General features: G+C 62.8%; 21 protein-coding genes and 1 pseudogene. 7 read left to right on the forward strand and 15 right to left on the reverse strand.

Annotated elements, in window-relative coordinates:
• Window positions 1-153: 153 nt before the first annotated feature.
• A complete protein-coding gene (locus JQ507_20500) occupies window positions 154-1098 on the forward strand; it encodes a dehydrogenase (protein QRI67361.1) in 945 nt (314 codons plus the stop codon).
• Between the two features lie 56 nt (window positions 1099-1154).
• On the opposite strand, the gene JQ507_20505 is transcribed toward JQ507_20500, so the two are convergent.
• From JQ507_20505 to JQ507_20520, 4 genes are all read right to left on the reverse strand, one after another.
• Complete coding sequence (locus JQ507_20505; GenBank protein QRI67362.1) at window positions 1155-2087, reverse strand: type I pantothenate kinase; 933 nt, start codon at window positions 2085-2087, stop codon at window positions 1155-1157.
• An 87-nt stretch (window positions 2088-2174) separates the two neighbouring features.
• Window positions 2175-4433 (reverse strand): xanthine dehydrogenase family protein molybdopterin-binding subunit, encoded by a 2259-nt coding sequence (locus JQ507_20510; GenBank protein ID QRI67363.1) that lies wholly within the window; start codon window positions 4431-4433, stop codon window positions 2175-2177.
• Window positions 4430-4912: a (2Fe-2S)-binding protein gene (locus JQ507_20515; protein ID QRI67364.1), complete on the reverse strand. Its 483-nt coding sequence runs from the start codon at window positions 4910-4912 to the stop codon at window positions 4430-4432. Before JQ507_20515 ends, JQ507_20510 begins: the two co-directional genes overlap by 4 nt.
• 4 nt (window positions 4913-4916) lie before the next feature.
• Window positions 4917-5777, reverse strand: a complete 861-nt coding sequence (locus JQ507_20520; GenBank protein ID QRI73437.1) for a xanthine dehydrogenase family protein subunit M — start codon at window positions 5775-5777, stop codon at window positions 4917-4919.
• 364 nt (window positions 5778-6141) lie between these two features.
• Between JQ507_20520 and JQ507_20525 the strand changes: the two genes are divergently transcribed.
• Window positions 6142-7752 carry an ABC transporter substrate-binding protein gene (locus JQ507_20525; protein QRI67365.1) on the forward strand — a complete coding sequence of 537 codons (1611 nt, stop codon included), beginning with the start codon at window positions 6142-6144 and terminating at the stop codon, window positions 7750-7752.
• Between the two features lie 489 nt (window positions 7753-8241).
• Here JQ507_20525 and JQ507_20530 read toward each other — a convergent pair whose 3' ends face one another.
• A complete protein-coding gene (locus JQ507_20530; GenBank protein ID QRI73438.1) occupies window positions 8242-9213 on the reverse strand; it encodes an AraC family transcriptional regulator in 972 nt (323 codons plus the stop codon).
• A gap of 513 nt (window positions 9214-9726) precedes the next feature.
• Here JQ507_20530 and JQ507_20535 point away from each other — a divergent pair.
• Window positions 9727-9939, forward strand: coding sequence for a hypothetical protein (locus tag JQ507_20535; GenBank protein ID QRI67366.1), 213 nt, complete (start codon window positions 9727-9729; stop codon window positions 9937-9939).
• A 46-nt stretch (window positions 9940-9985) separates the two neighbouring features.
• On the forward strand, window positions 9986-11659 hold the full coding sequence (locus tag JQ507_20540) for a PAS domain-containing methyl-accepting chemotaxis protein (GenBank protein ID QRI67367.1): 1674 nt from the start codon (window positions 9986-9988) through the stop codon (window positions 11657-11659).
• Here JQ507_20540 and JQ507_20545 read toward each other — a convergent pair.
• The 3 genes from JQ507_20545 to JQ507_20555 all read right to left on the reverse strand — a co-directional run bounded on the left by JQ507_20545 (window position 11656) and on the right by JQ507_20555 (window position 15395).
• Window positions 11656-11916 carry a hypothetical protein gene (locus tag JQ507_20545; protein QRI67368.1) on the reverse strand — a complete coding sequence of 87 codons (261 nt, stop codon included), beginning with the start codon at window positions 11914-11916 and terminating at the stop codon, window positions 11656-11658. The genes JQ507_20540 and JQ507_20545 overlap by 4 nt on opposite strands.
• A 405-nt stretch (window positions 11917-12321) precedes the next feature.
• Entirely contained in the window at window positions 12322-14331 is a 2010-nt protein-coding gene (locus JQ507_20550) for a flotillin family protein (GenBank protein QRI67369.1), read from the reverse strand.
• A 215-nt stretch (window positions 14332-14546) separates the two neighbouring features.
• Window positions 14547-15395, reverse strand: a complete 849-nt coding sequence (locus JQ507_20555; GenBank protein ID QRI67370.1) for an SDR family NAD(P)-dependent oxidoreductase — start codon at window positions 15393-15395, stop codon at window positions 14547-14549.
• Between the two features lie 312 nt (window positions 15396-15707).
• Here JQ507_20555 and JQ507_20560 point away from each other — a divergent pair, with 312 nt between their 5' ends.
• The gene (locus JQ507_20560; GenBank protein ID QRI67371.1) at window positions 15708-17420 is read left to right on the forward strand and encodes an adenylate/guanylate cyclase domain-containing protein; all 1713 of its coding nucleotides are present in this window, start codon (window positions 15708-15710) and stop codon (window positions 17418-17420) included.
• An 880-nt stretch (window positions 17421-18300) separates the two neighbouring features.
• On the opposite strand, the gene rpoH is transcribed toward JQ507_20560, so the two are convergent.
• The 7 genes and pseudogenes from rpoH to JQ507_20595 form a co-directional block, all read right to left on the reverse strand.
• Window positions 18301-19206 carry an RNA polymerase sigma factor RpoH gene (gene rpoH / locus JQ507_20565; protein ID QRI67372.1) on the reverse strand — a complete coding sequence of 302 codons (906 nt, stop codon included), beginning with the start codon at window positions 19204-19206 and terminating at the stop codon, window positions 18301-18303.
• Window positions 19207-19281: 75 nt separating this feature from the next.
• Window positions 19282-19788 carry a hypothetical protein gene (locus JQ507_20570; GenBank protein QRI67373.1) on the reverse strand — a complete coding sequence of 169 codons (507 nt, stop codon included), beginning with the start codon at window positions 19786-19788 and terminating at the stop codon, window positions 19282-19284.
• A gap of 18 nt (window positions 19789-19806) precedes the next feature.
• On the reverse strand, window positions 19807-20127 hold the full coding sequence (locus tag JQ507_20575; protein ID QRI67374.1) for a hypothetical protein: 321 nt from the start codon (window positions 20125-20127) through the stop codon (window positions 19807-19809).
• Window positions 20128-20197: 70 nt separating this feature from the next.
• On the reverse strand, window positions 20198-20650 hold the full coding sequence (locus JQ507_20580) for an Hsp20 family protein (GenBank protein QRI67375.1): 453 nt from the start codon (window positions 20648-20650) through the stop codon (window positions 20198-20200).
• A 307-nt stretch (window positions 20651-20957) separates the two neighbouring features.
• Window positions 20958-22097: an amidohydrolase/deacetylase family metallohydrolase gene (locus JQ507_20585; protein QRI67376.1), complete on the reverse strand. Its 1140-nt coding sequence runs from the start codon at window positions 22095-22097 to the stop codon at window positions 20958-20960.
• 59 nt (window positions 22098-22156) lie between these two features.
• A complete protein-coding gene (locus JQ507_20590) occupies window positions 22157-24088 on the reverse strand; it encodes a patatin-like phospholipase family protein (GenBank protein QRI67377.1) in 1932 nt (643 codons plus the stop codon).
• A gap of 182 nt (window positions 24089-24270) precedes the next feature.
• Window positions 24271-24714 (reverse strand): annotated as a pseudogene (locus JQ507_20595) (alcohol dehydrogenase catalytic domain-containing protein).
• Window positions 24715-24859: 145 nt separating this feature from the next.
• Here JQ507_20595 and JQ507_20600 point away from each other — a divergent pair.
• Together JQ507_20600 and JQ507_20605 are read left to right on the forward strand one after the other, a co-directional pair.
• Entirely contained in the window at window positions 24860-25366 is a 507-nt protein-coding gene (locus JQ507_20600; GenBank protein ID QRI67378.1) for a hypothetical protein, read from the forward strand.
• A 176-nt stretch (window positions 25367-25542) separates the two neighbouring features.
• Window positions 25543-26160 carry a PilZ domain-containing protein gene (locus tag JQ507_20605; protein ID QRI67379.1) on the forward strand — a complete coding sequence of 206 codons (618 nt, stop codon included), beginning with the start codon at window positions 25543-25545 and terminating at the stop codon, window positions 26158-26160.
• Window positions 26161-26174: the final 14 nt, after the last annotated feature.

Below are 26174 nucleotides of genomic sequence, written 5' to 3' on the forward strand. Positions count from 1 at the left end.
CGGAGACCTGCGAGAGAATCAGGTGCACAGGATAGCAAGTGCCACGCGGCGGTGCATGTTGACTGCCCTTCCCCACGCGCTATCCAGTGCGGGCCAGATTGAGGGCGTCCGACGCGCCCCGGAGAGCGCAAGCGCGCTGTGGAGGAGACTGACGTGCATATTGTCGACGACAGCGAGGTCAACCGCGTCCTGAGCTTTCCGGTCCTGATCGAGGCGATCGAGGCCGCGCACCGGCGGCCGAAGATTGCGGTGCATGACAGCTATCTCGGCGACGACAAGGGCCAGCAGCTGGTGACCCGCAGCGCGGTCGATGCCGGTCGCTTCATGATGACCAAGCTGTACACCAGCTTCCCGGGCAACCTTGCCCACGGCAAGCTGCCGGCGGTGCAGGCGGTCTGCGTGCTGTTCGACGGCAATGACGGCCGGCCGCTCGCGGTGATGGACGCCGCCGAGATCACCCATTGGAAGACCGCGGCGGACTCTGCGCTCGGCGCCAAGCACCTGGCGCGGCCCGACGTCGAGACGCTGCTGGTGGTCGGCGCCGGCGAGATGGCGCACTGGCTGGTGCGCGGCCACCGCACGGTGCGGCCGTCGCTAAAGCGGGTCCGGATCTGGAATCGGACCATCGCGCGTGCCGAGGAACTCGCCGCGCAGCTCGAAGGCGAAGGGATTGCCGCCGAGGCCGTCACCGACCTCGACGCCGCGACCCGCGAGGCCGACATCATCACCACCTGCACCCGCTCGCGCGCGCCGCTGGTCAAGGGTGCCAATTTGAAGCCCGGCACCCATCTCGACCTGGTCGGCGGCTTCACCCCCGACACCCGCGAATCCGACGACGAGGCGGCGCAGCGCTCGCGCATCTTCGTCGACCGCCGCGAATCCGCCTTCGACGGCGTCGGCGACATCCTGCAGCCGATCGCCAGCGGCGCGATCAAGGAGAGCGACGTGCTCGGCGACCATTACGACCTCGCCGGCGGCAAGGTGAAGGGCCGCTTGTCGGATAGCGACATCACCTTCTTCAAGAACGCCGGCGGCGGGCATCTCGATCTGATGACCTGCGAGACGGTGCTTGCGCAGCTGGGGAAGGAGTTGCGGTAACGACAAGGACCGAGGGCAGGCTAGCGAAGCGTAACTCGCCCGACGCCGTGACGCGGCTACGTCTCCCGCAGCCAGACCTCGCCGATCGAGTGATCGGAGCGCTTGCGCAGCACGACGTCGGCGCGGGTCCGCGTCGGCAGGATGTTCTCCCTGAGATTGGCGCGATGATGCTCGCGCCACAGCCGCTCCGCCACCTCGCGCGCGTCGCTCGGCGGCAGGTCCCGGTAATGGTGAAAATAGGACGCCGGGTTTCGGAACGCGGTTGGCTGCAGCTTGAGGAAGCGCTCGACATACCAGGACTGGATGTCGGCCTCGTCGGCATCGAGATAGATCGAGAAGTCGAAGAAATCCGACACCACCACCGGCGCATTGCCGCGCGCCAGCAGCACGTTGAGGCCCTCGAACACCAGGATGTCCGGCAGCCGGATCAGCTGCCGCTCCGACGGCACGATATCGCCGATCAGATGCGAGTACACCGGCAATTCCAGCTCGCCCTCGCCCGCCTTGGCCGCCGCGAGGAAGCGCAGCATCCGCGGCAGGTCGTAGCTGTCGGGAAAGCCCTTGCGCCGCATCAGGCCGCGCTCTTCCAGGACGGCGTTGGCATGCAGGAAGCCGTCGGTCGTCACCAGCTCGACGCGCGGATGATCGGCCCAGCCGGCCAGCAGCGCGCACAGCACGCGGGCAAAGGTGCTCTTGCCGACGCCGACACTCCCGGCCAGTGCGATGATGTAGGGCGAACGCCGCGCCGGCCGGCCGAGAAATTCCGCCTTCACCTGCATCAGATTGCGCGCCGCCGAGAAATGCAGGTTCAGCAGCCGCGTGAGCGGCAAGTAGACGTCGGAGACTTCGGCCGTCGTGATCGGCCCATTCAAGCCGCGCAACGCCGCAAGATCGGCCTCCGAGAGCGTCAGCGATGTGCTGGCCCGCAATGCGGCCCAGTCGCTGCGGCTGAAGATCATGTAAGCCGAGAGTTCGTCGGGGTTGGTCATCCCGCGATCTTGCCGAGGCAAAGACTGCCGCGTCAATGGCACAGAACCGTGGAGCGGGTTAGCGAACCCTAACCCGCCCGACGCTCCCTACTCCGCGGCCTGCTGCGTCGGCGCATCGAGCGCTGCCGAGACCTTCGGCGGCGACATCGGCAGGCTGTAGAAGCGCTTGCCGAGCGCATTGTGGACGGCGTTGGCGACTGCGGCCATGACGGGGACCAGCGGCACCTCGCCGACGCCCTTGACGCCCTGCGGATGCTTCGGGTTCGGCACCTCGACCAGCGCGCAGTCGAGCATCGGCAGGTCGGAGCAAACCGGCATGCGATAATCGAGGAAGCCCGGATTATCGACCTTGCCGTCCTTGTTGTAGATGTACTCCTCGTTCAGCGCCCAGCCGATGCCCTGCGCGACGCCGCCCTGCAGCTGGCCCTCGACATAGCTCGGATGCACGGCGCGGCCGACATCCTGCACGGCGGTGTAGCGGATCACCCTGACGATGCCGAGATCGACATCGACCTCGACGTCGCAGATATGGGTGCCGAAGCCGCCTTCGGCGCCTTGGGTGTTGAGCTGCACGCTGGCGCCGATCGGTCCGCCCTGCGACGGCGCCTTCTCGGCGAGGTCCGCGAGCGTCAGCGGCTCGAACTGGCCGGCATTCGGACTGACCGGATGCGCGGCGCCGTTCTCCCACTTCACCGCTTCAGGATCGATCTCCCAGATCTTCGCAGCCCGCTCGCGCAAGGTCGCGATCACCTTGTCGGCGGCCTGCGTCACCACCATCGAGGAGGCGAACAGCACGCGGCTACCACCGGTCAGGTTGGAGAAACCGACGGTCTGGGTATCGCCGATGATGACGGAGACGCGCTTGTAGTCGATGCCGAGCAGCTCGGCGCAGATGTTGGCGATGCCGGCGCGCGAGCCGCCGATATCGGGATGCCCCGTCGTGACGACGACGTTGCCGTCCTCGGTGATGTTCACCTGCGCTGAGGATTCACCGCCGGCATTGAACCAGAAGCCGCTAGCGACGCCCCTGCCCTGCAATTTGCCGAGCGGCGCGGCATAATGCGGATGGTTCTTCGCAGCCTCCAGCGTCTCGATATAGCCGATGCGCGGGAACACCGGGCCGTGCGCGGCCTTGGTGCCCTCCTTCGCTGCGTTCTTCAGCCGCAGCGCCAGCGGATCCATCTTGAGCGCCTCGGCGAGCTCGTCGAGCACGCATTCGACCGCATAGGCGCCGATCGGCGCGCCGGGCGCGCGATAGGCCGCGACCTTGGAGCGGTTGGAGCAGACGTCGAAGCCTTCCGACAGCACATGCGGAATGTCGTAGGGCGCGAAGCTGCAGCCGACCGCGCCGCGGATCGGCGAGCCAGGAAAGGCGCCGGCCTGCAGATAGAAGCTGCCATGCGCGGCGACGATGGTGCCGTCCTTCTTCGCACCGATCCTCACCGTGCTCTTCGAGCCCGAGGTCGGCCCGGTGGCGCGCATCACCTCCTCGCGGGTCATCACCATCTTGACCGGGCGTCCGGACTTCTTGGCGAGCAAGGTCGCTAGCGGCTCGAGATAGACGATGGTCTTGCCGCCGAAGCCGCCGCCGATCTCGGCGGGGATGGCGCGGATGTCGCTCTGCGGGATTCCCGTCAGCATCGAGGTCATCGCCCGCACCATGAACTGGCCCTGGCTCGACGACCAGATCGTGGTCTTGCCGTCGGCCGCGACCGAGATCAGGCAGGCATGCGGCTCGATATAGCCCTGGTGCACCGGGCGCGTGGTGAAGGAGCGCTCGATCACGATCTCGGCGTCCTTGAATCCTGTCGCGATGTCGCCCTTCCTGGATTCGATGCGGCCCATGATGTTCGAGGGCTTGCCGTCGAATTTGTTGAACTCGTGCAGGATCGGCGCGTCAGGCTTGAGCGCGTCGTCGATCTCGATCGCCCAGGGCAAAACCTCGTAGTCGACCTCGATCAGCTTGCAGGCTTCCGCCGCGATCGCCTCCGTGGTCGCGGCGACAGCGGCGACGGGGTGGCCGGGGAACAGCGCCTTGTCGCGCGCCATCACGTTGCGGCACATCCAGCGCATGTCCTGGATGCCGAGCATCACGGCGCCCTTCTCGATCGTGAAGTCGACGATGTCGCGCGAGGTGACCACCGCTTTCACGCCGGGCAGCGCCTCGGCCTTGGCGGTGTTGATCGCCTTGATGCGGGCATGCGGATGCGGGCTGCGCAGCACCTTGCCCCAGATCATACCGGGCATCGTGGTGTCGGCGGCAAACGCCGCGCGGCCGGTGACCTTGTCGACGCCATCCGGCCGGATGGTGCGCTGGCCGATCCATTTGTTGTTGACGACGTTCATCGCGCAGTCTCCCGCATTTCAGCCGCGGTCTCCATCACCGCGCGGACGATCTTGTCGTAACCGGTGCACCGGCAGAGATTGCCGGCGAGCCAGAAGCGGACTTCCTCTTCGGTCGGATTGGAATTCCTGGCGAGCAGCGCCTCGGAGGCGACCAGCATGCCCGAGGTGCAGATGCCGCACTGGAGCGCTGCGTGCTCCAGGAACTTCTGCTGCAACGGGTGCAGCCTGTCGCCCTTGGCCATGCCCTCGATGGTCCCGATCTCGTGGCCTTCGGCTTCGGCCGCGAGCATCAGGCAGGAGCAGACGAGGCGGCCATCGAGCGTGATCGAGCAGGCGCCGCAATCGCCGGACGAGCAGCCTTCCTTGGAGCCGGTGAGCCCCAATTGCCCGCGCAGTGCGTCGAGCATGGTCTCATAGGGCTCGCACAGGAATTCGACCGGCTCACCGTTGACCGAGGTGGTGACGTGCAGTTTCGCCATGGTGCTAATGTCCTCCCGCGCGCTGGGCGGCGATCGCGGCGGTGCGCTTGAGCAGCACGCCGGCGGTTTTGATCCGGTAAGCGATGGTGCCGCGCTTGTCGTCGATCGGACGGCAGGCGGCGCGGCACGCGGCAGCAGCAGCTTCGAGCGCCGCATCGTCGAGCTTCGAGCCAACAAGCGCTTGCGCTGCGGGTGCGACCAAGAGCGCCGTCGGCGCCACCGCGCCGAGGCCGACACGGGCCGCGGTGCAGGCGCCGTCCTTTAACGTCAGGCTGACGCCGATGCCGACCACCGCGATGTCCATCTCGGTGCGCGGAATCATCCGCAGGTACGCATCACCCGAGCCCTTGGGCCGTGGCGGCAGCGCAAAACTGACGAGAATCTCGCCGGGCTTGAGGTTGGTGCGGCCCGGTCCGGCCGGCACGTCCTCGACCTTGATCTCGCGGCGGCCGTTCGGGCCCTGCACGGTGACGATGGCACCCGCCGCGATCATCGCCGGTACGCTGTCGCCGGCCGGCGAGCCGTTGCAGAGATTGCCGCCGGCGGAGGCCCGGCCCTGCACCTGCTTGGAGCCGATCAGGTTGACGGCCTCGAGCACGCCCGGCCACACCTTGCCGAAACGCGGATGCTCGGCGAGCGCCATGCCGGAGACGGCGGCGCCGACGCGGAAACCGCCATCGGCGGTCTCGGTGATTTCGGTCATCTCGCCGATCTTCTTGATGTCGACGATCAATCCCGGCCGCACCAGGCCGGAGCGCATTTGCACCAATAAGTCGGTACCCCCAGCCATAATGCGGGCGGCACTCCCGGCGGCAGCAAATGCGCCAATCGCTTCATCAAGCGTGCGCGGTGCTACGTATCGGATATCGGTCATGACGGTTCTTCTGGTCTCCCTCGGCTGCTTGTCAGCGCTGCTTGTTCCCGTTGGGGGATATGGCCTTATTGCTGGCCGGCAGACCGCAAGCCTACACGCCTGATCGGCGTCCGAACAGCCGTCGAGGTGCGGCAGGAAGCACAGGCTCCCATGCAGGATGTGCCCTTGCGCGGTGCCGAAGGGCCCGTCGACGGTTGCAGTCGTCGAACATTCGCGCGTCACCAATCCATGCGAAGGCGCGCCGAAGTGCGGTAATCGGCGGCGCGGCCCTTGCTTGCTTTCAACCACGAATTCGTGAAGCATGCCGGTCGCTGCGGCAGGGATGCCCGCGCAACGACAGATCGGGAGATGGTGGATGGCGGATGTTTCGCGCAGAACACTCCTCAAGCTCGCGGCCAGCCTGCCGCCTGCGATGGCGACCCCGGCCATCCTGTCATCGCGCGCCGTCGCCGCGGCCAGGGGCAAGACCATCACTGCGGTGATGCATTCGGACCTGCGCATCATCGATCCCGGCTTCACCTCCGCCTACATCACCCGCGACCACGGCTACATGGTCTACGACACGCTGCTCGGCATCGATTCCAGCTTCAAGGTCCGGCCGCAGATGGCAGACTGGACGATCTCCGACGACAGACTGACCTACACCTTCACGCTGCGCGACGGCCTGAAATGGCATGACGGCGCGCCCGTCACGGCCGAGGACTGCATCGCCTCGCTGAAGCGCTGGACCGCCGTCGACGGCATGGCGCAGAAGCTCGCCGAATTCACCGCTTCGCTCGAGGCGAACGGCCCGAAGGCCATCGTGCTCAAGCTCAAGGAGCCCTATGGCCTGGTGCTGGAGTCGCTGGCAAAGCCCTCCTCCTATGTCGCGTTCATGATGCCGAAGCGGCTCGCCGAGACACCGCCCGGCAAGCAGATCCCCGAGCAGGTCGGCTGCGGGCCGTTCAAGTTCGTGGCCGGCGAATTCCAGCCGGGCGTCAAGGCGGTCTATGAGCGCAACGCCGACTACGTGCCGCGCAAGGAAAAGCCGGATTGGCTGGCGGGCGGCAAGGTCGCCAAGGTCGATCGCATCGAATGGATCACGATGCCCGACGCGCAGACCGCGATCAACGCGCTGCAATCCGGCGACATCGATTTCCTGGAACAGCCCTCGATCGACCTGCTGCCGGTGCTCGAGGCCAATTCCGATCTGACCGTGGCCGTGCTGAACAAGTTCGGCTTCCAGATCGAGGGCCGGATGAACTTCCTGCATCCGCCGTTCGACAATCCCAAGATCCGCCGCGCCGCCTTCCTGGCGATGAACCAGAAGGACGTGCTCGACGCCACCGTCGGCAACGCGAAGTTTTACGAGATCTGCGGCTCCTATTTCGCCTGTGACACGCCGCTCGCCAGCGACGTCGGCGCGGAGACGCTGATCAAGGGCAACGGCATGGCCGAGGCCAAGAAGGCGCTCGCCGGCTCGGGCTATGACGGCACGCCGGTCGTGATCATGATCCCCGGCGACGTGCAGACGCTGAAGGGGCCGCCGACGGTCGCGGCGCAACTGTTGCGCGCGGCCGGCTTCACCGTCGACGCGCAGGTGACGGACTGGCAGACCGTGGTGAGCCGCCGCGCCAGCCAGAAGCCGCCCAAGGAAGGCGGCTGGAACCTGTTCTTCACCTTCACCGGCGCCACCGAAGTGATGAACCCGATCGTCAACAACCAGATCGCCGCGACCGGCAAGAAAGCCTGGTTCGGCTGGCCCGAAGACGCCAAACTCGAGCAGATGCGCGATGCCTATGCGCGCGCAACCTCGCCCGAGGAGCAGAAGAAGTTCGCGGTCGAGATCCAGAAGGAAGCCTACGAGCAGGTGATCTACCTCCCGCTCGGCCAGTTCCGCTTGCCGAGCGCCTGGCGCAAATCGCTGACCGGCGTGCTCGAAGGCCCGGCGCCGCCGGTGTTCTGGAACGTCGACAAGACCGAGTAATCGCGCGCGACCAAAAAACGCGAAAACAACCCCATGCAAAGGAGCCGGCGGCTCGACAAGGCCGCTTGACATGTCGGGCAACTCAGGGATAAATTTCTAATATTCCGAAATCGTGTAAATCTCGGCCGCGCCGGCAATCGCATCCGCGCTGCTCTTGCAGGCGAAGGACTCGCGAGATGAATGCCCGTGGACTCTCGAAGTCTAGCTTTCGGGTGAGCTGATGTCAGGTGGACCGCCACGGGCGGTTTGTGACCAACGCGGACGAAGCGTAGTTCACAGTTCCCTGCTTGTTCTCACCCGATCATGGGTCTGTCCGCACTTGACCCCGTGTGTCCTGGTTTGAATCTCGCAGTGTCCTAAATCACTTAGCGACACCGTTTAGGCTGTTATACTGACCGCAGTGCTCATGACGATTTTTATGGGGTGGCAAACTCGTTCCCTACGGGGTTCTCCGTAAGGAAAAGCCCGGATTCTCCGCGGCGGACGGTATCACAATCGTCCCCTAGCCTGTCTCAAGGTTTCGGAGGGCAGTTCTCCAATGAGCCGAGCGTATTCGAAGGAAAAGCGGCCAAGGTTCTGGAATCCGCACCTTAACGCCACGCCGGTTACAGTCGTCAGTTCATCCGGCTGCCTCAAACATTCCGCGGCGCGCTGGAGTCGTATGCGCTTGGCGAATTGCGCCGGCGAGCCATGACCTGCAAGCGCAAATTCTCTAAACATTGTCCGTGCACTGACGTTGGCAACGCTGGCAAGTTTCACGGCGTCGATAGGCTTGTCCCAATTCGTCTCAATGAATGTTTCGACGATATTGACCACCGAGCGATTCGCGCGAGGAGGCGTGCCCTGCAGCCGATCCGTGAAGTTGTGCCGGTGCGCCAGCAAGAACCTTAAGATCAGGCTTCGCTCCAACTCGGCCAGAAGCATGGGCGAACATTCTGGACCAAATGTTTCCAGATCCTGGGCCAGCTGAAAAACACCCTGGCGAACGAACGACATCTGCCTCGAATCAGGGGCGTCGCCGGAGAATGTCAATTTCCGGTCGCTGGCATCTCCTAGCAGGCTCTTCAACGAGCGTTCGAGAGCTTTCGCATCTACCCTGACCACCAACTGCCGGTAGCCAGCTTCAAAATCGAGCCGAAGCCTGGACTCAGCCGATACAAATGGACTCCAAGCTCCGATCGGCTCGCTCCTGTTCGCAGTGCTGAATTTCGCGTCCCCCTGAATTGAAAAAAACTGCCGGACAAAATCCGCCTCCGGAAAGGACAGGGAAACAGCGCTGTTATAAGAGCAGAACGCCAACCCGATCGACGTCAGCTGTGCAAAATTAGCGCGGATACCAAAGCCGTCGTTCCGTGCTTCGAAACCGGTTGCGCCGTAAGCAGAATAAAGCTTGTCGCGTGCAAACTCGCTGTCGCGCGAGTGCACCACGGGGTAACGCTCGAGATATGCGAGGCCGCGCAAGTCGAATCCTGCTCCGCCCCGAATATTACGTCGTCGGACGAGTTTTTCCAGCAATCTCAAATTGCACAGCGGAAGATGGATCGCTGGCCATCCTGTGCCACGTGCTGGCCGGAAACTGCCAATTCCGGCTGATCCGCTGACATGCGACAGACTCACCCGCGAACTGCGCTTGCTGAACGCGATGGGCGCAGTCGGATTGGCAGGAAATGTACAAATCCCGGTTTAACCGAATGCATCTAACGTTTGGAATGCATTCGTCACCAGCGCCGTACGTTGGAAAACCTGCGCGCCCACACTGCGCGACAATCCGTGTCGACGGCCGCGAGTGGCACGATGACCGACTTTTGACGGTGTTGAGTTGATCGGTCTCGCTCAAATTGAGCGCGATCGGCGCAACGCCATAACTGAGGTGAGAAATAGGCCTTGGCTCAAGTGGTTCAATTCCCCCGAATTCGCCAATCGCTGCAGCCCGGACGCAGGCCCCGGCCGCAGATGACGGATGCTCTCGGGAGCATGTCGGTTGCGCTGTCCGTTGTCCGCGATGCGCCAATGGAAACGAAGGAAGATGTTCGCAAGGCAATACTCCTTCTCGATCTCGTAAATACGCAGGCCCGGCTGCTCGCTCGTGATCTCGGCGACACTGCCGCCCGCGAACTGATTCTGGCCAACGCCGCACTCGTTGCAGAATGGCTTGAGGTCGCCCGCAGCGCGACATCGAAAACGTGAAGCGCCTTCCCATCAATGACGAAACTCACGGAATCGGAGACAAACCATGTTTAGCCGTAACCTAGGCGCTGACCGCCTTGCTCTCCTCGCGGCCAAAACAATCGGCGCCAGCATCATGGTGGCGGACCAGAACCTCAACATCGTCTACATGAACGACGCCGTCGTTGAGCTTCTGCGCGAAGCGGAATCTGATCTTAAGAAGGAGCTGCCGCAGTTCAGCGTCGACACGCTGATCGGAAGCAATATCGATATCTTTCACAAGAACCCGAGCCATCAGCGACGCATGCTGGAGGGTCTCAGCGCCAAGCATCGCGCGACCATCAAAGTAGGTCAGAGGACGTTCGACCTGTTGGCATCGCCGCTGTTGCAGGCTGACGGACGCCGGGTCGGCTTCGTCGTTGAATGGGCCGACGCGACGGTACGCCTGCAAAACCTGAATTATGCGGCCCAAGCCTCGGCTGCCGGCCGAGCGCAGGCGGTGATCGAATTCAATCTCGACGGCACCATCGTGACCGCTAACGAAAACTTCCTAAATGCCTTGAGCTATTCTCTGGGCGAAATTCGGGGCAAACACCACAGCATGTTCATGCCGATTGAGGAGCGGGATAGCGCAGCCTACCGCGAATTCTGGGCCTCGCTCAATCGTGGTGAATACCAGGCCGCCGAATACAAGCGGATCGGAAAGGGAGGCAAGGAGGTATGGATCCTTGCGTCCTACAATCCGGTTCTTGATGAAAAGGGCAAGCCCTTTAAGGTTGTCAAGTTCGCGACCGATGTCACGAACCAAAAACTGCGGAATGCCGACCTGTCCGGCCAGATCGACGCGATCAGGAAGTCTCAGGCCGTCATCGAGTTTAAATTGGACGGAACCATCGTTGAAGCCAACGACAATTTCCTGCAGGCCCTCGGTTACTCCCTTGGCGAGATCAAGGGGCAACACCACAGCATGTTTGTGGAGCACGTGGAGCGCACCAGCGCCGAGTATCGCGAATTCTGGACGTCGCTCAATCGGGGCCAGTTCCAAGCCGGAGAGTACAAGCGCATCGGCAAGGGAGGCAAAGAAGTTTGGATTCAAGCTTCTTACAATCCAATCTTTGATCTCAACGGCAAGCCGTTCAAGGTCGTTAAATACGCCAGCGATGTTACGAGCCAGGTCCTGACGCGCATAGGAAACGAACGCGTCCGTAACATGATGGAGTCGGTTGCAGCAGGATCAGAAGAGCTCAATGCTTCAGTGCGGGAAATCTCCGAAGCGATGACCAAATCGCGGGAGACCGCTTTGGGGGCCGTCGAGCAGGTCGCCACGGCAGATGCACAAGCACAGCGTCTTTCCAACGCCGCGCAGGCGATGAGCGGCATCGTCGAGATGATCAACAACATTACTGGCCAGATCAATCTCCTTGCACTGAATGCGACTATCGAGTCTGCCCGTGCAGGTGAGGCTGGCCGTGGCTTTGCGGTGGTGGCGTCCGAGGTCAAGAGTCTCGCCAATCAAGCCAAGCAAGCGACCGACAAGATCGCTCAAGAGATCGGCAGCCTCAATGGCATTTCGGCGGATGTGGTGAACGCGCTGAATTCGATCAAGCAAGCAATCAACAGCGTCAGCGAGTACGTTACCTCGACGGCGGCTGCTGTCGAGGAGCAATCTACGGTGACCAACGAGATGTCTAGCAGCATGCAGCGCGCCGCCGCCGAGGCAGCAGCGATTGCGCGTGGCTAGACAGGCTGCTGCACGTCGAACGAAGATGCCGGGCCGTTGCCGCTGGAAATAGCCAATTCTGCTTCCACGCAATGGTCCTCCGGCTCTGGCTTCCCACATTCGTCGAGTCGGAACTGGATCGGCCGAGTCTGCATCTCGAAGCTAATCTCGTCCCAACCTTCTGCTTCGTTGATCCAAAACGAGGCGTCTTCATTTTCAAATACTGCGCGCTGGCGGCAAAAGCTGGCCATTGCTTGGCAATAAGCAAGCATATCCATTACGCATGCTCCCACCTGTCAATCACTCTGGGCGAATTGCGCGACCTACCTATCTTGGCGCGACTGTCGTGACAACGGCTTCTGTCGAACTTGGCACGAACCGAACAACATTGGCACCAACCGGACTAGATGTTAGCTTTCAGGAGGTGTCCATCGAGCAGTATCTCGCGCTGCCCGAACGGGTGGATGCTGCTAAGTTCGCTATCCGGGAATACGGCGAGCACCTCGTGCCGAGGCTCGGATGCCGCATTTTGAGATCAAGCAACCGCAGAACCGGTCCACCTCTCCCCGTAGTGGAGAGGTGGATTTGCGCAGCAAATTTGGTGAGGGGTCGCAGCTCCAGCGAGGGACCGTAACCCCACCGGCGCTTCGCGTCGACCTCTCCCTTGGGAGAGGTGCCTCGCCTTACTGCCCGTTGGTCCGGCGTGCGGCCTTCGGCGCTTCGTCCTTCAGCTTCTCCAATGCGCCGGGCATCATCTGGCCGAACATCGAGCTCAGCATCGCGGTCGGGATCAGGCCGGCGCTGCTGCCTTCCTGCCCCTGCCCGCCCGACATCAGGAATTGCGGCACCAGGGGCTGGTTGATCCGCGTCAGCGCCTCGGCGAATTTTGCAAAATTCTGCTCGGCAAGCCGGTATTCCGGCCCGCCATAGGCATCGACCGCGAGCTTGGTCGCCTGCGCGTTGGCGGTGCCGACCGCCAGCACGCGGTCGGCCTCGCCCTGGCCTTCGAGCCGCGACTGCTCGCCGACCGCGGCCGCGGTCACCTTGCGCGTCTCGGCATCCTTTTGCGCGCGGGCCAGCGCCGCCGCACCCTCGTTCTCGTTGACCTTGACCTGGATCAGCGATTGCGTCAGCGCCGACTGCGCCGCCGCCGTCGCCTTGGCTTCGTTCAACGCGCGTTCCTGCACCGCGGCCTTCTCCTGCTCCTGATAGGTCTCGATCTGCTCGCGCGCGATCTGGCGCGAACGCAGCTGGATCAGGATGTTCTCGATGGTGTGGTCGCCGGGAGCTGCGCGCGGCGTGCCGATCAACACCTCCTGAAGGTCGAGCGAATAGCTCTCGAACCTCGCCTTCATGTCGTGCGCCGCCTCCTCCTGGATCGCGGCGCGGTTCTGCAACAGCTCGATCAAGGTCATCTTCTGCGCGATGTTCTTGAAGAACGCAGAGACCATCGGGTCGAGCGTCTGCTCGACCAGCTTCTTCACGTCGCCGAAGCGCTGGATGATCATCGGCGCCTTCTTGTAGTCGATATGCATCACCACCGAGAGCGGCAGCGTCGGCTCGAACGCATCCTTCGTGATCAGCGAGATCTCCGACAGGTTCTCGTCGAGCTTCATCGCGCCGACCTCGCCGCGCATCCATTTCAGGATGAAGTTGACGGTCGGGATCACCTCGATCTTGCCGGCGTAGGTGTTGAAGGCGTATTTGCCCGGCAACAGCGGCTCCTTCCAGACGCCGCGGCTGCCGTTCAGCACCAGTTCGCCATGGCGATATTGCTCGCCCGAGACGTCGTCGGTGCGCGGACCAGTGTAGAAGATGACGACGCCGACATTACCGACCGGGATCACCGTCTTCGGCACCGCCTCGACGGTCGCGAACAGGCGGTTGATGTACCAGGTGCCCTCGACGATGACCTGGAGCTGACGGCCGCGATAGCCGCCGGCGCTCAGGAATTTCTCCGGCTCCTGGAAATTGTTGTGGAAGGTCGCAGCATCCCGCAGCGCGATGCCGACCTCGGGCGCGATGATCTCGCCCGGAGGCAGCGACGGGCCGTCATGCACGGTGACGATGCCGACCAGATCGTGATCGGCCGCCAGCACGACCGGAGCAAAGCCCCAGCGCTCGGTGATGGTGAGCTGCATGCTCTCGAGCACGCCGCGCTCACGCTCGCTCAGGGCGTGACCGTAGACGCGCTCGTCGGTGATGACGGCGAACTGCGTGGTGTTGATCGCATAGGTACCCTCGCGCAGGATCTTGCGCTGCGGGCCCTTCTGGCCGCCGCCGAGCAGGAAGCGGCGTGCGTCCTGGAAGTCCGACTTGTCCTCGGTGTCGTTGGCACCGAGCACCTGCGACGGCTCCAGCGGCGCGCCGTCGCGCGCGAACACATAGGCGATCTTGCCCTGGCCGACGGTCACGAGGTCCGAGCGGTGGATCCGGTACATGAAGGGAAACATCACGTGCAGGCCGCCGCGCAGCACCTCCGGCTCATAACCGGCCTCGCCGTTCAGCGCGATGAAGCCGCCGCCGATCGAGCCCTTGATCGCCCACAGCTTCTCGACGATGCCGACCTGATTGTTGGGAATGTAGCGAAATACGTTCGATATCCGCAGCAGGATCACAAACGCGATCGCGACTGCGGTCCAAATGGCCGGTTGGGTTAAACCTGAGCCATTAAGAAAACCGAGGAAGTCCATAGTCCGTCTCCACAATTCGCAACTGGGCGGTTTGGGGACCCAAACCTGACCCAAGAATTGCGATGCGGACATGTGGAGCGGCCATGGCGGTGCAAGGCGTGAACATTATTCGCGCAGCCGATCTTTTTTTGATGACAGGATGAACCGCCTGACGACTCGCGCGACATCGACGCGCGCTGCAATTGCACATCATTCGCAGCGCGGACACCTTACGCTTAACGTTTCGGGTCACGCCCGCGGATATGGTCGAAGCCTTGCTTGATCGCGGCGAAGCGCGCGTCGACCACCGGTTCGAATTCGAGGTCGGTGAAGATATAGGGCCAATCGCTTTCGATGCCTTCGCGGACGAGTTCACCGACGTACATCGGATCGATACCATCGGAGATGCGTTGGCGGACCAGATTGATCCGCTCGGCAAGCGGGCCCGACGTCGGCAAAGGACGGGTCGCCCCCTCGAAGCGCTTGGGGAGATTGCGCGTGGAGTCCATGATGTGAGTGCGGATAAACCCGGGACACAGCACCGATACGCCGATCCCGCGCGGCGCGAGTTCGGGCCGCAGCCCCTCGGACAACGCGACGACGCCATACTTCGACACGTTGTAGGCCGTGCTTCCCCCTGAAATGATGCCGGCGAGCGAGGCCGTGTTGACGATGTGTCCACCCTCGCCGTGCTGCTCGATCAACGGCCCGAAAATCTCGATCCCCCAGATGGTCGCCATCAGGTTGACGCCCAGGGTCCAATTCCACGACGCGTCGGTCCAGGTGCCATAAGGCCCACCGCCGCCGACGCCCGCGTTGTTGACGAGGATATGCACCTTGCCGTAGCGAGCCGTCGTGGCTTCGGCGGCGGCGTGGAGTTCGGCTTTCAGTGAAACGTCCGCTTTCACGCCGTCGACATCGGCGTTGGTGCGCCTCAGTTGCTCGAGCGCCGTGGACAGGGCTGCTTCCTCAATATCGCAAAGCATGACCTTCGCGCCGGCCTGGGCGAGAGCGGTCGCGATCCCCAATCCAATGCCCGACGCTGCACCGGTCACGAACGCCGTCTTTCCAGCGAGGTCCTTCACGTGCATTCCCCCATGCAAGCGGACATCTTGTCCGCAACATGCCAAGCATCAGCGGGCGCCATATGACCGCACTTTCATGTGATTGGGAAGTATGCGGGACGTCCGCTCTTGGCCCCAAAGCCGACATCCGACCGGCCGGAGCTGACGTCAGCTTTTGACCCTGACCGGACATTGGCCCTAGCCGGACAACAGCCTGCCATGCTTTGATGCAGCGGGTCATTTTCCGATTTCGGAGGCCTTTTGACAGGCGGGCGCGTTGAACGGCGGTTAGCGGCAGTGCTTGCGGCGGATGTCGCTGGCTATAGCCGCCTCATGGGTGCCGATGAGGAGGGCACACTGGCCCGGCTAAAGGTTGTCAGAAATGCCGTGGTCGACCCCACCATCGCCGCTCATCGCGGCCGCATCGTCAAGACCACCGGTGACGGGTTGCTGGTGGAGTTCGCCAGCGCGGTGGATGCCGCTCGCTGCTCGGTTGAGATTCAGCGCGGCATGTCCAGTCAGAATGTGAATTTCCCAGAGCACCGCATCGATTTCCGGATCGGCATCCACGTCGGTGACATCATTTTTGACGACAACGATATTTTCGGCGACGGCGTCAATATCGCCGCGCGGCTGGAGAGTATTGCTGAGCCGGGCGGAGTTTGTATCTCCGATGACGCCTATCGGCAAATACGGGGCAAGGTCGAAATCGTCAGTGATGATCTTGGGCCTCAAAACCTGAAGAACATTGTGGAGCCGATGCGGGCGTGGCGGCTTCAGCTTGCTGATCAACACGTGGCGAGACCGCAACCGGGCTTGCATTCAGGCCAATCGCAAGCGCTCGCGATTCCCGACAAGCCGTCCATCGCCGTGTTGCCATTTCAAAACATGTCCGGCGATCCTGAGCAGGAGTATTTCGCGGACGGAATCGTCGAGGACATCATCACTGCACTGTCGCGCTTCAAGTCGCTGTTCGTCATCGCGCGCAATTCGAGCTTCACTTTCAAGGGTAAGGCGGTCGACATCAAGAAGGTCGGCCAGGAGCTGGGCGTTCGTTATGTGCTCGAAGGCAGCATCCGCAAGGCGGGAGCAAGGGTCAGAATAACCGGGCAGTTGGTCGATGCCGCGAGCAGCTCGCATCTGTGGGCAGACAAGTTCGATGGATCACTTGAAGATGTGTTCGGACTTCAGGACCGGATCACCACGAGCGTGGTTGCCGCGATTGCACCGAAGCTCGACCAGGCCGAGATTGAACGCTCTAAGCGAAAGCCGACCGAAAAGCTGGATGCCTATGATTACTATCTTCGCGGGCTTGCGGTTGTCGAAGGCGCAACCAAGGACGAGAACGAGGAAGCTCTTCGGCACTTCTACAAAGCCATCGAGATCGATCCCAATTTTGCACTAGCGCATGCGATGGTGGCGCGGTGCTTCACCCTACGCAAAGCAAACGGCTGGATGACAGATGTTGCAAAGGAATCAGCCGAGACCGCCAAAGTGGCCCGACGCGCGGCGGAGCTGGGAAGAGAAGACGCGGCAGTTCTGTCACGGGCCGGTTACGCTCTCGCGCGGGTTGCGTTCGAACCGGAGGAAGGCGCTGACCTTATCGAACGGGCGCTTGCGCTCAATCCGCATCTTTCCTCTGCATGGCAATACGGTGGCCTGCTCAAGGCATTTCGCGGAGAGCCGGAAACGGCGATTGAACATTTGGCTCACGCTATGCGACTGAGCCCGCTCGATCCCAGTCTCTACTCGATGCAGACGGCTATGGCGCTCGCCCATTTCGTTGCCGGCCGATATGACGAGTCGGTTTTTTGGGCTGAAAAAGCCTCGCGGGAGGATCCGAACTTCTTGCCCGCCATTAGAATTATCGCGACTAGCGCCGGAAATTCCGGTCAACTGGAGCAAGCCCAGAAAGCGGCAAAGCGAGTGCTGGAAATAGATCCTGCATTTAGAGTATCTAGTGTGGCCGATCACGTACCGCTGCGCCGTCCCGACGATCTTGCTAGATATGCGGAAGGTCTACGACGCGCCGGATTGCCAGAATAGTCACGCGCCGCCTACGTTTTGCGTGTCCCGGCATCGTTGTGACGGTAGGCGCCACTTCCGCTCTTGGCCCCAAGCGGCCGACCCGGCATGTCCGCTGGATGTCGGCTCTTTGGGGTGAAGCCGACTTGATATACTCAGCCTGAGTTCTTCCGGTTTTGACCCATGGCGGACGATCCGCCGGTTCGTCAAATCCCGGACCCATTGTTGATCTGCCTGTGGCTCCCCACTTCCGTCAATTTTGGTCGTCATGTCAGATCCGGCATTTTCGCCAACGCGTAGCCGTGGAAGGTCACGCGATCATTTTTTAGTAATTTGCAGGACGGAAAAAATGAAAAGCGCAACGCTGTTTGCCCTTGGTCTGTTTGCGGCGGCAATCTGGTCACACGACAGTGCGAGATGTCAGACGTCGCCTTTCCCTCCGCTTTCGCTTGCGCCGCCGGCGTCGAATGAAGAGGCCGCATCTCCGGACGCAACCAACGCTCGGCCGCCGACGGCGACCGCCAAGGGTTCGGTGCCGCCCCGAGCCGCCCAAGATGTGCCACCACGCGCCGCTTCACGATCTGCGGCTGTCGAACACACACCGTCGCAGTCCGACCGCGCTTCGCCCGCACAAGCGATCAACAGGCCGTCGCCGTCTGCCGGGGCGGCCCCCGATTACGATGGCTTTAGCGTCGGCATCGACGATGCCCCCCCAAGCCGGACGACACGACCCGTCAGGTCGCACGAGGCAAGGCAGCCCAAGCTCAATCAAGCAGCAGATCATGTCTCGAGGCAACAGACGGCCAATCCCGGGAACGATGACGAGCTAAAGGGCAAGCTTACGATTTGCCGGGGCTGCAAGTAACAGCTGCCACTCGGGGCGGATGTTGGAATTGGCACGTTATTTTTTGCGGGAGGCTTCTTGCGATGCAAGAGTCCGGTGATGGCCTCCTGCCAGCATCGCGGACTGTACCTTTTCAAATGACCGTTGCTCGATCTGGCGGACGCGCTCGCGCGATATTCCGTACTCCGAGGCCAGCGCCTCGAGCTTCGGGGGATCTTCGCTCAAATAGCGTGCGGTGAAGATATGCCTTTCACGGGGGCTCAGCTTTTGAATGGCTGCAGACAAAGCCTGGCGCCGTTGAGCCAGCTCCTGGTCCTCGGCCAACGTCACGTCATGGGGAGGCGACGGATCAACCAGCCGTTCGAGGGCATCGCCGACGTCACCGGCATGGTTGTGGCGCAAATTCAGGGACAAGTCGCCACGCAAGCGTCGGTCCATGTTCACGACGTCACGTTCGGATACCCTGAGGTGCGCGGCGATCGTCTTGACCTGTTCTGGCCTCAGATCCCCCTCCTCCAAGGCGGAGATCGCACTCTTCGATTGCCTCAGTTTGAAGAATAACTTCTTCTGGGCAGCGTCCGCCGTGATCTTCACCAGCGACCAGGAGCGAAGAACAAAATCCTGGATCGTCGCCTTGATCCACCACATGGCATAGGTGGACAGGCGGACACCCCGCTCCGGATCGAATCGTCGCACGGCCTGCATCAGGCCGACATTGCCCTCGGAAATGACATCGGCAATGGGTAGCCCATACCCTCGATATCTCATGGCGATTTTCGCAACGAGACGCAGGTGGCTCGTCACCAAGCGATAAGCCGCTTCACGATCGCCGCGGTCTCGCCATCGCCGACCGAGGGTGGCCTCTTCGTCCTGAGAGAGGATCGGAAATTTTCGAATTTCCGTCAGATAGGTCGTCAGATCGGTGCCGAGCGACGGCAATCTCTGAGAAACAGCTCGAGACATTTCTCCCTCGCAGTGCTCAAAAATCTTCTCACATCTGCCGCGCTCTCGTAGCGGCAGAGCAACAGGATGCATCGTCTACAAAGCAGGATTACCGTCTGCCTCATGACGGCCAGAACGTCGGCCCTTTCGGTTGGAGCCATCGGTCTTTCGATCCGAACCGGACTCCAGAAGACGCAGGGCATCCACGATGTCGTCGAAGCTCCCAGCTCCATCGATCGTCTGGTTCGAGTCCCGATCGTCTTTCACGGCGCAGGCATCCACGGCCCAAGACGATAGAATGGCCCGTTTCTCGTACGATGTCAGGTCGCAATCATCGACAACGTCCATTGGATGGGCGAACGCCTCGGCTGGATGCAATAGCCCGGCCATCTCCAAGTCCGTCGTTCGTCGGCGATCCATCTGCAGCGAGAGGCGATCGGGAAACGTCTCGTGCAAAAGTGCCTCGACGGAGCGCTGCTCCTCCCTCATCCGGCGCGCGATATACGCTCGCTCCAGGTCCGACAGACGCGTCGCGAGCAGCCTGCGGTAGCGCCGAATATTGGTGCGATGGGTACGCAGGCGTTCAAGGTGTCCCTCGATCATCACTCGCCCCCTTTCATCTCAGGCAGCCAGGGCACGTTCGGTCGAGCGCAACCGGCAAGGCTTTCCACCCGGAGGATTTCGGGGTCCCCCGTCGAGTTCGCACAGGGCCTCGAGAATTTCATCGATCGATACGGGCTTCTTCAATCCGGCGGGCGAGCGAAGCGACGGGCATGATGCGATCGCGGATGCGTCAGACGCCCAGGATGCCAGAATCGCCCGCTTCTCGGCCGTCGTCAGGCCGGTGTGGCACACGACATCCCGGGGATGGTCGAAAGCGGTGCCGGGATGCAGGAGCGCGTTGAAGTCAAACACGTTGTCGTCAGCGGTCGTCGGCCGCATGATATCCTCCTTTGCATTGACGACGAGTGGCAGCCGCGCGAAGTCTCGCGCGGCGCCGGTCGGAGACGGCTCAGGCCGCCTTGGCTTCCAGCTTCTGGACGTTGTCACTCGGCACGCCGATTGCGATACGGCGCGGCTTCATGGCCTCAGGGATTTCCCGGACCAGCTCGATCTTGAGCAAGCCATTGTCGAACGCGGCGCTCTTGACCTGAACATAGTCGGCCAGATTGAACTGGCGCTTGAAGTTGCGGGTCGAGATGCCGCGATAGAGAAAATCGCGCTCGGCCTTGTCCGACTTGCTGCCCTCAATGGTGACCACGTTCTGCTCGGCCGTGATCGAGATCTCGTGGGGCGCAAAACCTGCAACCGCCAGCGAAATCTGGTAGCGGTCCTCGGAGAGCCTCTCGATATTGTAGGGCGGATAATTGTCCTCGCCGGCCCGCTGGGCCATTTCCGCGAGGTCAAAAAGGCGGTCGAAGCCAACGGTCGAACGCCAAAGGGGCGAGAAGTCATAAGTGCGCATAGCCAAATCCTCCAAAGAGCAAGATGGTTACGAGCGGCACCGGACACGACCGGTGCCCGTCTCAACGGTCCGGACCCACGAGGCTTCCGGACACCACCGTTCGGTGGCGACAAAAAAACTAGCAAAGTCGTTTTTGGTTTCAAGAGGGGGACCAAAAATTTTTATGGCTTTGGTCGGCCGAAACCGAAAGCACGCGGGCCAGGGTAACAAATGCCGGCTATCGCGGCCCTTAGCCGACACCACTTCAATCCGCCTTCGGTGCCGGCCTTTCGGGGAGAAGCCGATGCGGATTCCTTGAGCGTGCCCCCTACCTCGGATGCCACCAGCGTCCGCCGATCACGACGCCTTCGGATGCGATCCTGCGATCACCGGTCAGGTGCTCGCCGACGACGTCGACATAGTCGAATTGCCCTTGCCGGATCGAGAGCAGCGTGGCGTCGCCGACGCTGCCCGGCTTGAGGCTGCCGAGCTCCGGCCGCCGCAACGCCATCGCGGCATTGACGGTGGAGGCCGCGATCACGTCCGGCAGCGACATCCCCATGCAGAGGAATTTCGACATCGTCGTCACCTGGTCGAAGGCCGGGCCGTCGATGCAGAGCTGATGGATGTCGGACGAGATGGTGTCCGGATAAAAGCCGTTGGCGAGCATCGCGCGCGCGGTCTTGAAGGCGAACGAGCCCTTGCCATGGCCGATGTCGAACAGCACGCCGCGCTCGCGCGCTTCCAGCACCACCTTCTTCACGGTGCCCTGCGCGGTTGCCGGCGTATTGGGGAACGGGCGGAAGGCATGGGTCAGCACATCGCCCGGGCGCAGCCGCGCCAGCACCTCCTCATAGCTCGGCGGCGGATGGTCGATATGCGCCATCAGGGGCATGCCGACCTGCTCCGCCACTTCGAGCGCGATCTCGAGCGGCACCAGCCCCGAGGTGCCCGAGGCGAACAGACCGACCCGGACCTTGATGCCGACGATGAGGTCGCGATTCTCGTCCGCGACGCGCGCGGCATCGACCGGATTCATCAGGCGCAACTCCTCGCTTTCGCCGACCATCACCCGGTCGGAGAAGCCGAAGATGCCGGCATGCGAGACATGCAGATAGGCCAGGATGCGAACCTGGCTCGGCTCGATCACATGCTTGCGGAAACCCGCAAAGTTGCCCGGGCCGGCGCTGCCGGTATCGACCGAGGTTGTGACGCCCGAGGTCCGGCAGAATTCCTCCGCGTCGATGCCGAGCGAGGTGCCGCCCCAGTACACGTGAGTGTGCAGGTCGATGATCCCCGGCGAGACGATCTGCCCGGAGACGTCGCGCACGTCGGTCGCACCGTCGGCGGCCAGTCCCTGCCCGATCGCCGCGACCTTGCCGCCGGCAAAGGCGACGTCCGTCACCGCATCGAGCTTTTGCGACGGGTCGACCACCCGCCCGCCGCGCAGAATCAAATCGAAAGCCATCGTCATCTCCTGATTTCAGTCCGGGACGATGGTCGACTTCGGCGGTGCCTGCAAGCGGCTCAACCGACACGGGCCTGTTGGGAAACCGGCGCGGTCACTGTTGCATGATCCGCGCTACGGTCCGCATCCTTATCAACATCCTTGGCGGATGCGAAGATCGCCGCAATGGCCGGGTTGTGCGCAGCCTCGGAGACGGCAATGGTCTCGCGTGCCCAACGGTATGACGACTGGAATATCTCCTGATGGCGGTCGAAATCGGTGACATCGATGCCATCGGGCGTCGGCGGGCGCATCACCATGTCGAGCGGCGTGGTCGGCAGCGTATCGTAGCGCTGATGCGCGACGAGGCTTCGCCACAGCACGTTGACGGCGCTCGGCGCAGCCGGAAGCGCCTTGCGCCGGAACGGCATCAGCAGCGACGCGAGCAACTCGAACCTGCCCGGCAGCGCCGCGTAGTCGACATCGAACATCTCGGTCGCCGGCTCGCCGAAATGGACCACCAGATTGGGGCCGCTCTTCATCTGGTGCATCTGCGCCAGCGGAACGTTGTCGACGAGGCATCCGTCGACCAGCATCGAGCCGTCGTGGGTGTAGAACGGTGGCAGCAGGCCGGGAATGGCGCTGGATGCGCGCACCGCCTGCCACAGCAGGCCGGTCCGGATCAGTTCGAGGCTGTGCGTCGACAGATTGGTGGCGACTGCCGCGAACGGCCGCCAGCAATCCTCGATCCGGCAATTGTGGCCGTACTGATCGGCCAGCGCCGCATCGAAGGCCTTATGGTCGAGCAGCGCGTAGCGCGGCCAGGTCGGGCGGCGGAAGCTGCGGCTGGAGACGAAGATCTCATGCGTGCCGCGCTCGAGATGCTCGGCGTCGTAGTTCTTGGCAAAGCCTGCCGCCATCGCCGAACCGACGCTGGTGCCGACGAAGATGTCGAACATCGCGCCGCGCTCGCGAAACGCCTTGTAGACGCCGACATGCGCGGTGCCGAGGCTGCCGCCGCCGCCGGCGACGAACCCGACGGCGCGGCCGCACAGGAAGCGAACCAGGCTGTCGATATCGATCTGGTCCTCGAGCGCGACATGGTGGTGCATGAAGCACGGCAGCCGCGCGAGCCAGGCCGCGGTGCCGCTGACCTCGTTTTGCCTGATATCATGAACGCGCACGAGGCGCCGCGCCGGCGCCGGATGCACCCCGCAAGCAAAGCTTTCGAGCTGGGTGAGATCAGGCGCCGGCGCCTGGCCGCGGCAGGCGAACACGACGAGATCGGCCTGGCGGATGGTCTTTCGCGCCCATTCCGACGCTTCGGCGCCACCGAAATAGGCCACCAGCGGCACGTCATACTCGATCCGGTTGAGCCAGTCGGCGACTTCGGAGGCATCCAGCGCACGGCCGGGAAACATCGCCTGGACGCGCGCGAGGTCGACGATCTCGGCGCCGGCGGCGGCAAGGCCCTCGCGCAACCTTTGCTCGAAGGCGGCAGGGACCGGTTCGCGTCCGCCCGAAATCAGCGCGACGGTGCGTGCCTTCGGTGAGGCCCGGACCGGCAACAGCCGCGCGGTCTGGATCGCAAAGCGCTGTGCAAGCGCGGCCAGCAGCGCCTCGACGATCCCGGGCGTCTCCTCGACCAGCCGCGCATAGGCCGCCCGCGTCAGCACCAGCACGCTGCTGTCGCGGATCGCGATCACATTGGCGGTGCGCGGGATGTTGGCGAAGAAGCCGATCTCGCCGACCAGTTCGCCGGCGCGCAGCTCCGCAATCGGCTCGGGATGATCGGTCCGGTGCACCGCGAGCGCGCCGTGCAGCACCAGGAATAATGCATCCGAAGCACCGCCCTGCTCGACCAGCAGCTCGCCGCGAACCAGGTCGCGCCGGGTCATCGCGCCAAAGGCGATCAGCCGCTGCTCGGCGCTGAGTGTCCTGAACAGCGCGAAGTCCTCGGACAGGTTTCCCCACGCAAATGTTGCACGCGGCGGCACACGGTTCGATTGCATGATTAGATGTTAGCGCCGGGGCGCCGCCCCTGCGAGCGATATCACAGCATGATCGGCAGCACCCGGCCGCTATTCCCTTGGGGGCACTGCAACAGGAATAGCGACCTCACCCGACCAATTCGGGCCATGGCACGATGGTCGACTTCACCGTCTTCATCGCCATCGCGTCCGCCACCGCCATCGAGATCGACATAGACATAGACATATTCAGCCCAGCCGCCCCACATGTGCGGCGCCTTGTCGAAGCCGGGATCGCGGCCGCAATAGACCGGCGTCAGGCATTTGTTGGCGCTCTGCGGATAGTGGATGCAGTAATAGCAGCGGCTGCACGGCATCAAGGGCGGGATCATCACCTTCGATCCCACCTTGAGCGGCTTGCTCATGAAGTCCTCGGTGAACTCCGGGCAGCATTCGACGATCACGCCGCCGAGCTCATGGCCGAGCGTGAACGGCCAGGGCAGCGGCTTCGGCCAATGCCCTTTCAGGATGTGCAGGTCGGTTCCGCAAACGCCGCAGGCGCCGACCTTGATCAAGGCCGCCTTTTTGCCGACTTCCGGCCATGGCACGGTCCGGATTACGGGCTTGGCTCCAGGTCTGTCATGCGTGCAGACGCGGATCTGCTCCATCGGTTCGCCCTCCCTGTCCGTGTCGTTGGGCCGGGTTCGGCCGCACCGGCCTTAGGTCAGGACGATCGGGATGTCATGAAGGCCTGTCATGAAGACTTTCCTGACAGGCTTTGGCGGACGAGGCGCTTCAGCGGGGAACGACAGCATGAATCCTGGTATCGAAGGCATCGTCGGCATGTACGTCAAGCTGGGCGAGCTCGACACGCTGCAACGCATGAAGGAGCACCGGCAGAGCCTGCTCGACCAATGCGTCGACACTGCGAATTTCAACTTCGACGTGACGCGATCGATCTACCGGAGTGATCTCGAAGTGATCAAAGCCGGCATCGAGAAGCTCTCAGGCGAGATCACCGGCCATGTCGACGTGTTCAACGAGAACAGGATCGCCGGCTGGGCCTTGTACGACCAGCACCCCGACAAGCGGGTGACGATCGATATCTATTTCAACGGCGAGCTCGTCGCCGAGATCGTCGCCGATCAGTTCCGCAAGGACCTGCTCAAGCTCAACAAGGGCGACGGGCACCATGGCTTCATGTTCGAGCCGCCGAGCGGGTCCTATCAGCCGCCCTTGCAGCTCGAGATCCGCGCGGCGAAGCAAAAAGTGCTCAAGGCGGTGACGGTCGAGCCGGCGATCGACGCCGAGACCAAATAGGATGTGCGAGTAGACCGCAAGCTTCGGCCTCGCCTTGTTCGGGTACGGCGCATGTGAACTTCGCTGATCGCTCTAGCGCCGCGTCCGGGTTCCCTCCCACAACCGTAACGCCCCGTTAACCCTATCAGCTTTAGGGTCATCGGGGCTCCGAATGGACGGTGGCCGGGTTTGTCGTGATGTCGTTTGCACAGAAGAAAACTAACGTCGTCCCCGTAGCCGAGGAGCGGCGCCGCTTCCAGCGCGTCAAGGTGCACCTGCTCGGCCGCTACATGCTGCCCGACCGGCGCGAGTTTCCCTGCCAGATTATCAACATGTCGCCGGGCGGCCTCGCGCTGCTGGCGCCCGGTATCGGCAATGTCGGCGATCGCGTGATCGCCTATCTCGACCATATCGGCCGCGTCGAGGGCCGCATCACCCGCATCATCGACAACGGCTTTGCCATGACGATCGGCGCCACCGCGCGCAAGCGCGACAAGCTCGCCGCCCAGCTCACCTGGCTTGCCAACCGCGACATCCTCAACCTGCCCGAGGATCGCCGCCACGACCGTATCGTGCCGCGCAACCCGATCGCCCTGCTCACCCAGGAAGACGGTACGCGGATGACCTGCCGTATCATCGACCTTTCCTTGTCCGGTGCAGCCATTGCCGCCGAGAACCGCCCGCCGCTGAAGTCGCTGGTGATGCTCGGCCGGGTGCAGGCCCGCGTGGTGCGAAATCTCGAGGAAGGCTTCGCGCTCGAGTTCGTCCACGAGCAGTCCGCGGAAACCCTCGAAGAGAGCGTTACCGCGAGGTAAAGCGAAAAGCCGCT

It is taken from the genome of Bradyrhizobium sp. PSBB068, from assembly GCA_016839165.1.
Classification (GTDB): domain Bacteria; phylum Pseudomonadota; class Alphaproteobacteria; order Rhizobiales; family Xanthobacteraceae; genus Bradyrhizobium.

Excerpts from the sequence above, each read along its gene's own strand:
- JQ507_20560 (QRI67371.1), top strand. The coding sequence starts at position 15,708 with ATGGGTGCCGATGAGGAGGGCACACTGGCCCGGCTAAAGGTTGTCAGA.
- JQ507_20600 (QRI67378.1), top strand. The coding sequence starts at position 24,860 with ATGAATCCTGGTATCGAAGGCATCGTCGGCATGTACGTCAAGCTGGGC.
- JQ507_20540 (QRI67367.1), top strand. The coding sequence starts at position 9,986 with ATGTTTAGCCGTAACCTAGGCGCTGACCGCCTTGCTCTCCTCGCGGCC.
- JQ507_20585 (QRI67376.1), bottom strand. The coding sequence starts at position 22,097 with ATGGCTTTCGATTTGATTCTGCGCGGCGGGCGGGTGGTCGACCCGTCG.
- JQ507_20535 (QRI67366.1), top strand. The coding sequence starts at position 9,727 with ATGTCGGTTGCGCTGTCCGTTGTCCGCGATGCGCCAATGGAAACGAAG.
- JQ507_20515 (QRI67364.1), bottom strand. The coding sequence starts at position 4,912 with ATGGCGAAACTGCACGTCACCACCTCGGTCAACGGTGAGCCGGTCGAA.
- JQ507_20550 (QRI67369.1), bottom strand. The coding sequence starts at position 14,331 with ATGGACTTCCTCGGTTTTCTTAATGGCTCAGGTTTAACCCAACCGGCC.
- JQ507_20575 (QRI67374.1), bottom strand. The coding sequence starts at position 20,127 with ATGCGGCCGACGACCGCTGACGACAACGTGTTTGACTTCAACGCGCTC.
- JQ507_20605 (QRI67379.1), top strand. The coding sequence starts at position 25,543 with ATGTCGTTTGCACAGAAGAAAACTAACGTCGTCCCCGTAGCCGAGGAG.
- JQ507_20510 (QRI67363.1), bottom strand. The coding sequence starts at position 4,433 with ATGAACGTCGTCAACAACAAATGGATCGGCCAGCGCACCATCCGGCCG.
- JQ507_20525 (QRI67365.1), top strand. The coding sequence starts at position 6,142 with ATGGCGGATGTTTCGCGCAGAACACTCCTCAAGCTCGCGGCCAGCCTG.
- JQ507_20570 (QRI67373.1), bottom strand. The coding sequence starts at position 19,788 with ATGATCGAGGGACACCTTGAACGCCTGCGTACCCATCGCACCAATATT.
- JQ507_20505 (QRI67362.1), bottom strand. The coding sequence starts at position 2,087 with ATGACCAACCCCGACGAACTCTCGGCTTACATGATCTTCAGCCGCAGC.
- rpoH (QRI67372.1), bottom strand. The coding sequence starts at position 19,206 with ATGTCTCGAGCTGTTTCTCAGAGATTGCCGTCGCTCGGCACCGATCTG.
- JQ507_20590 (QRI67377.1), bottom strand. The coding sequence starts at position 24,088 with ATGCAATCGAACCGTGTGCCGCCGCGTGCAACATTTGCGTGGGGAAAC.
- JQ507_20545 (QRI67368.1), bottom strand. The coding sequence starts at position 11,916 with ATGGATATGCTTGCTTATTGCCAAGCAATGGCCAGCTTTTGCCGCCAG.
- JQ507_20580 (QRI67375.1), bottom strand. The coding sequence starts at position 20,650 with ATGCGCACTTATGACTTCTCGCCCCTTTGGCGTTCGACCGTTGGCTTC.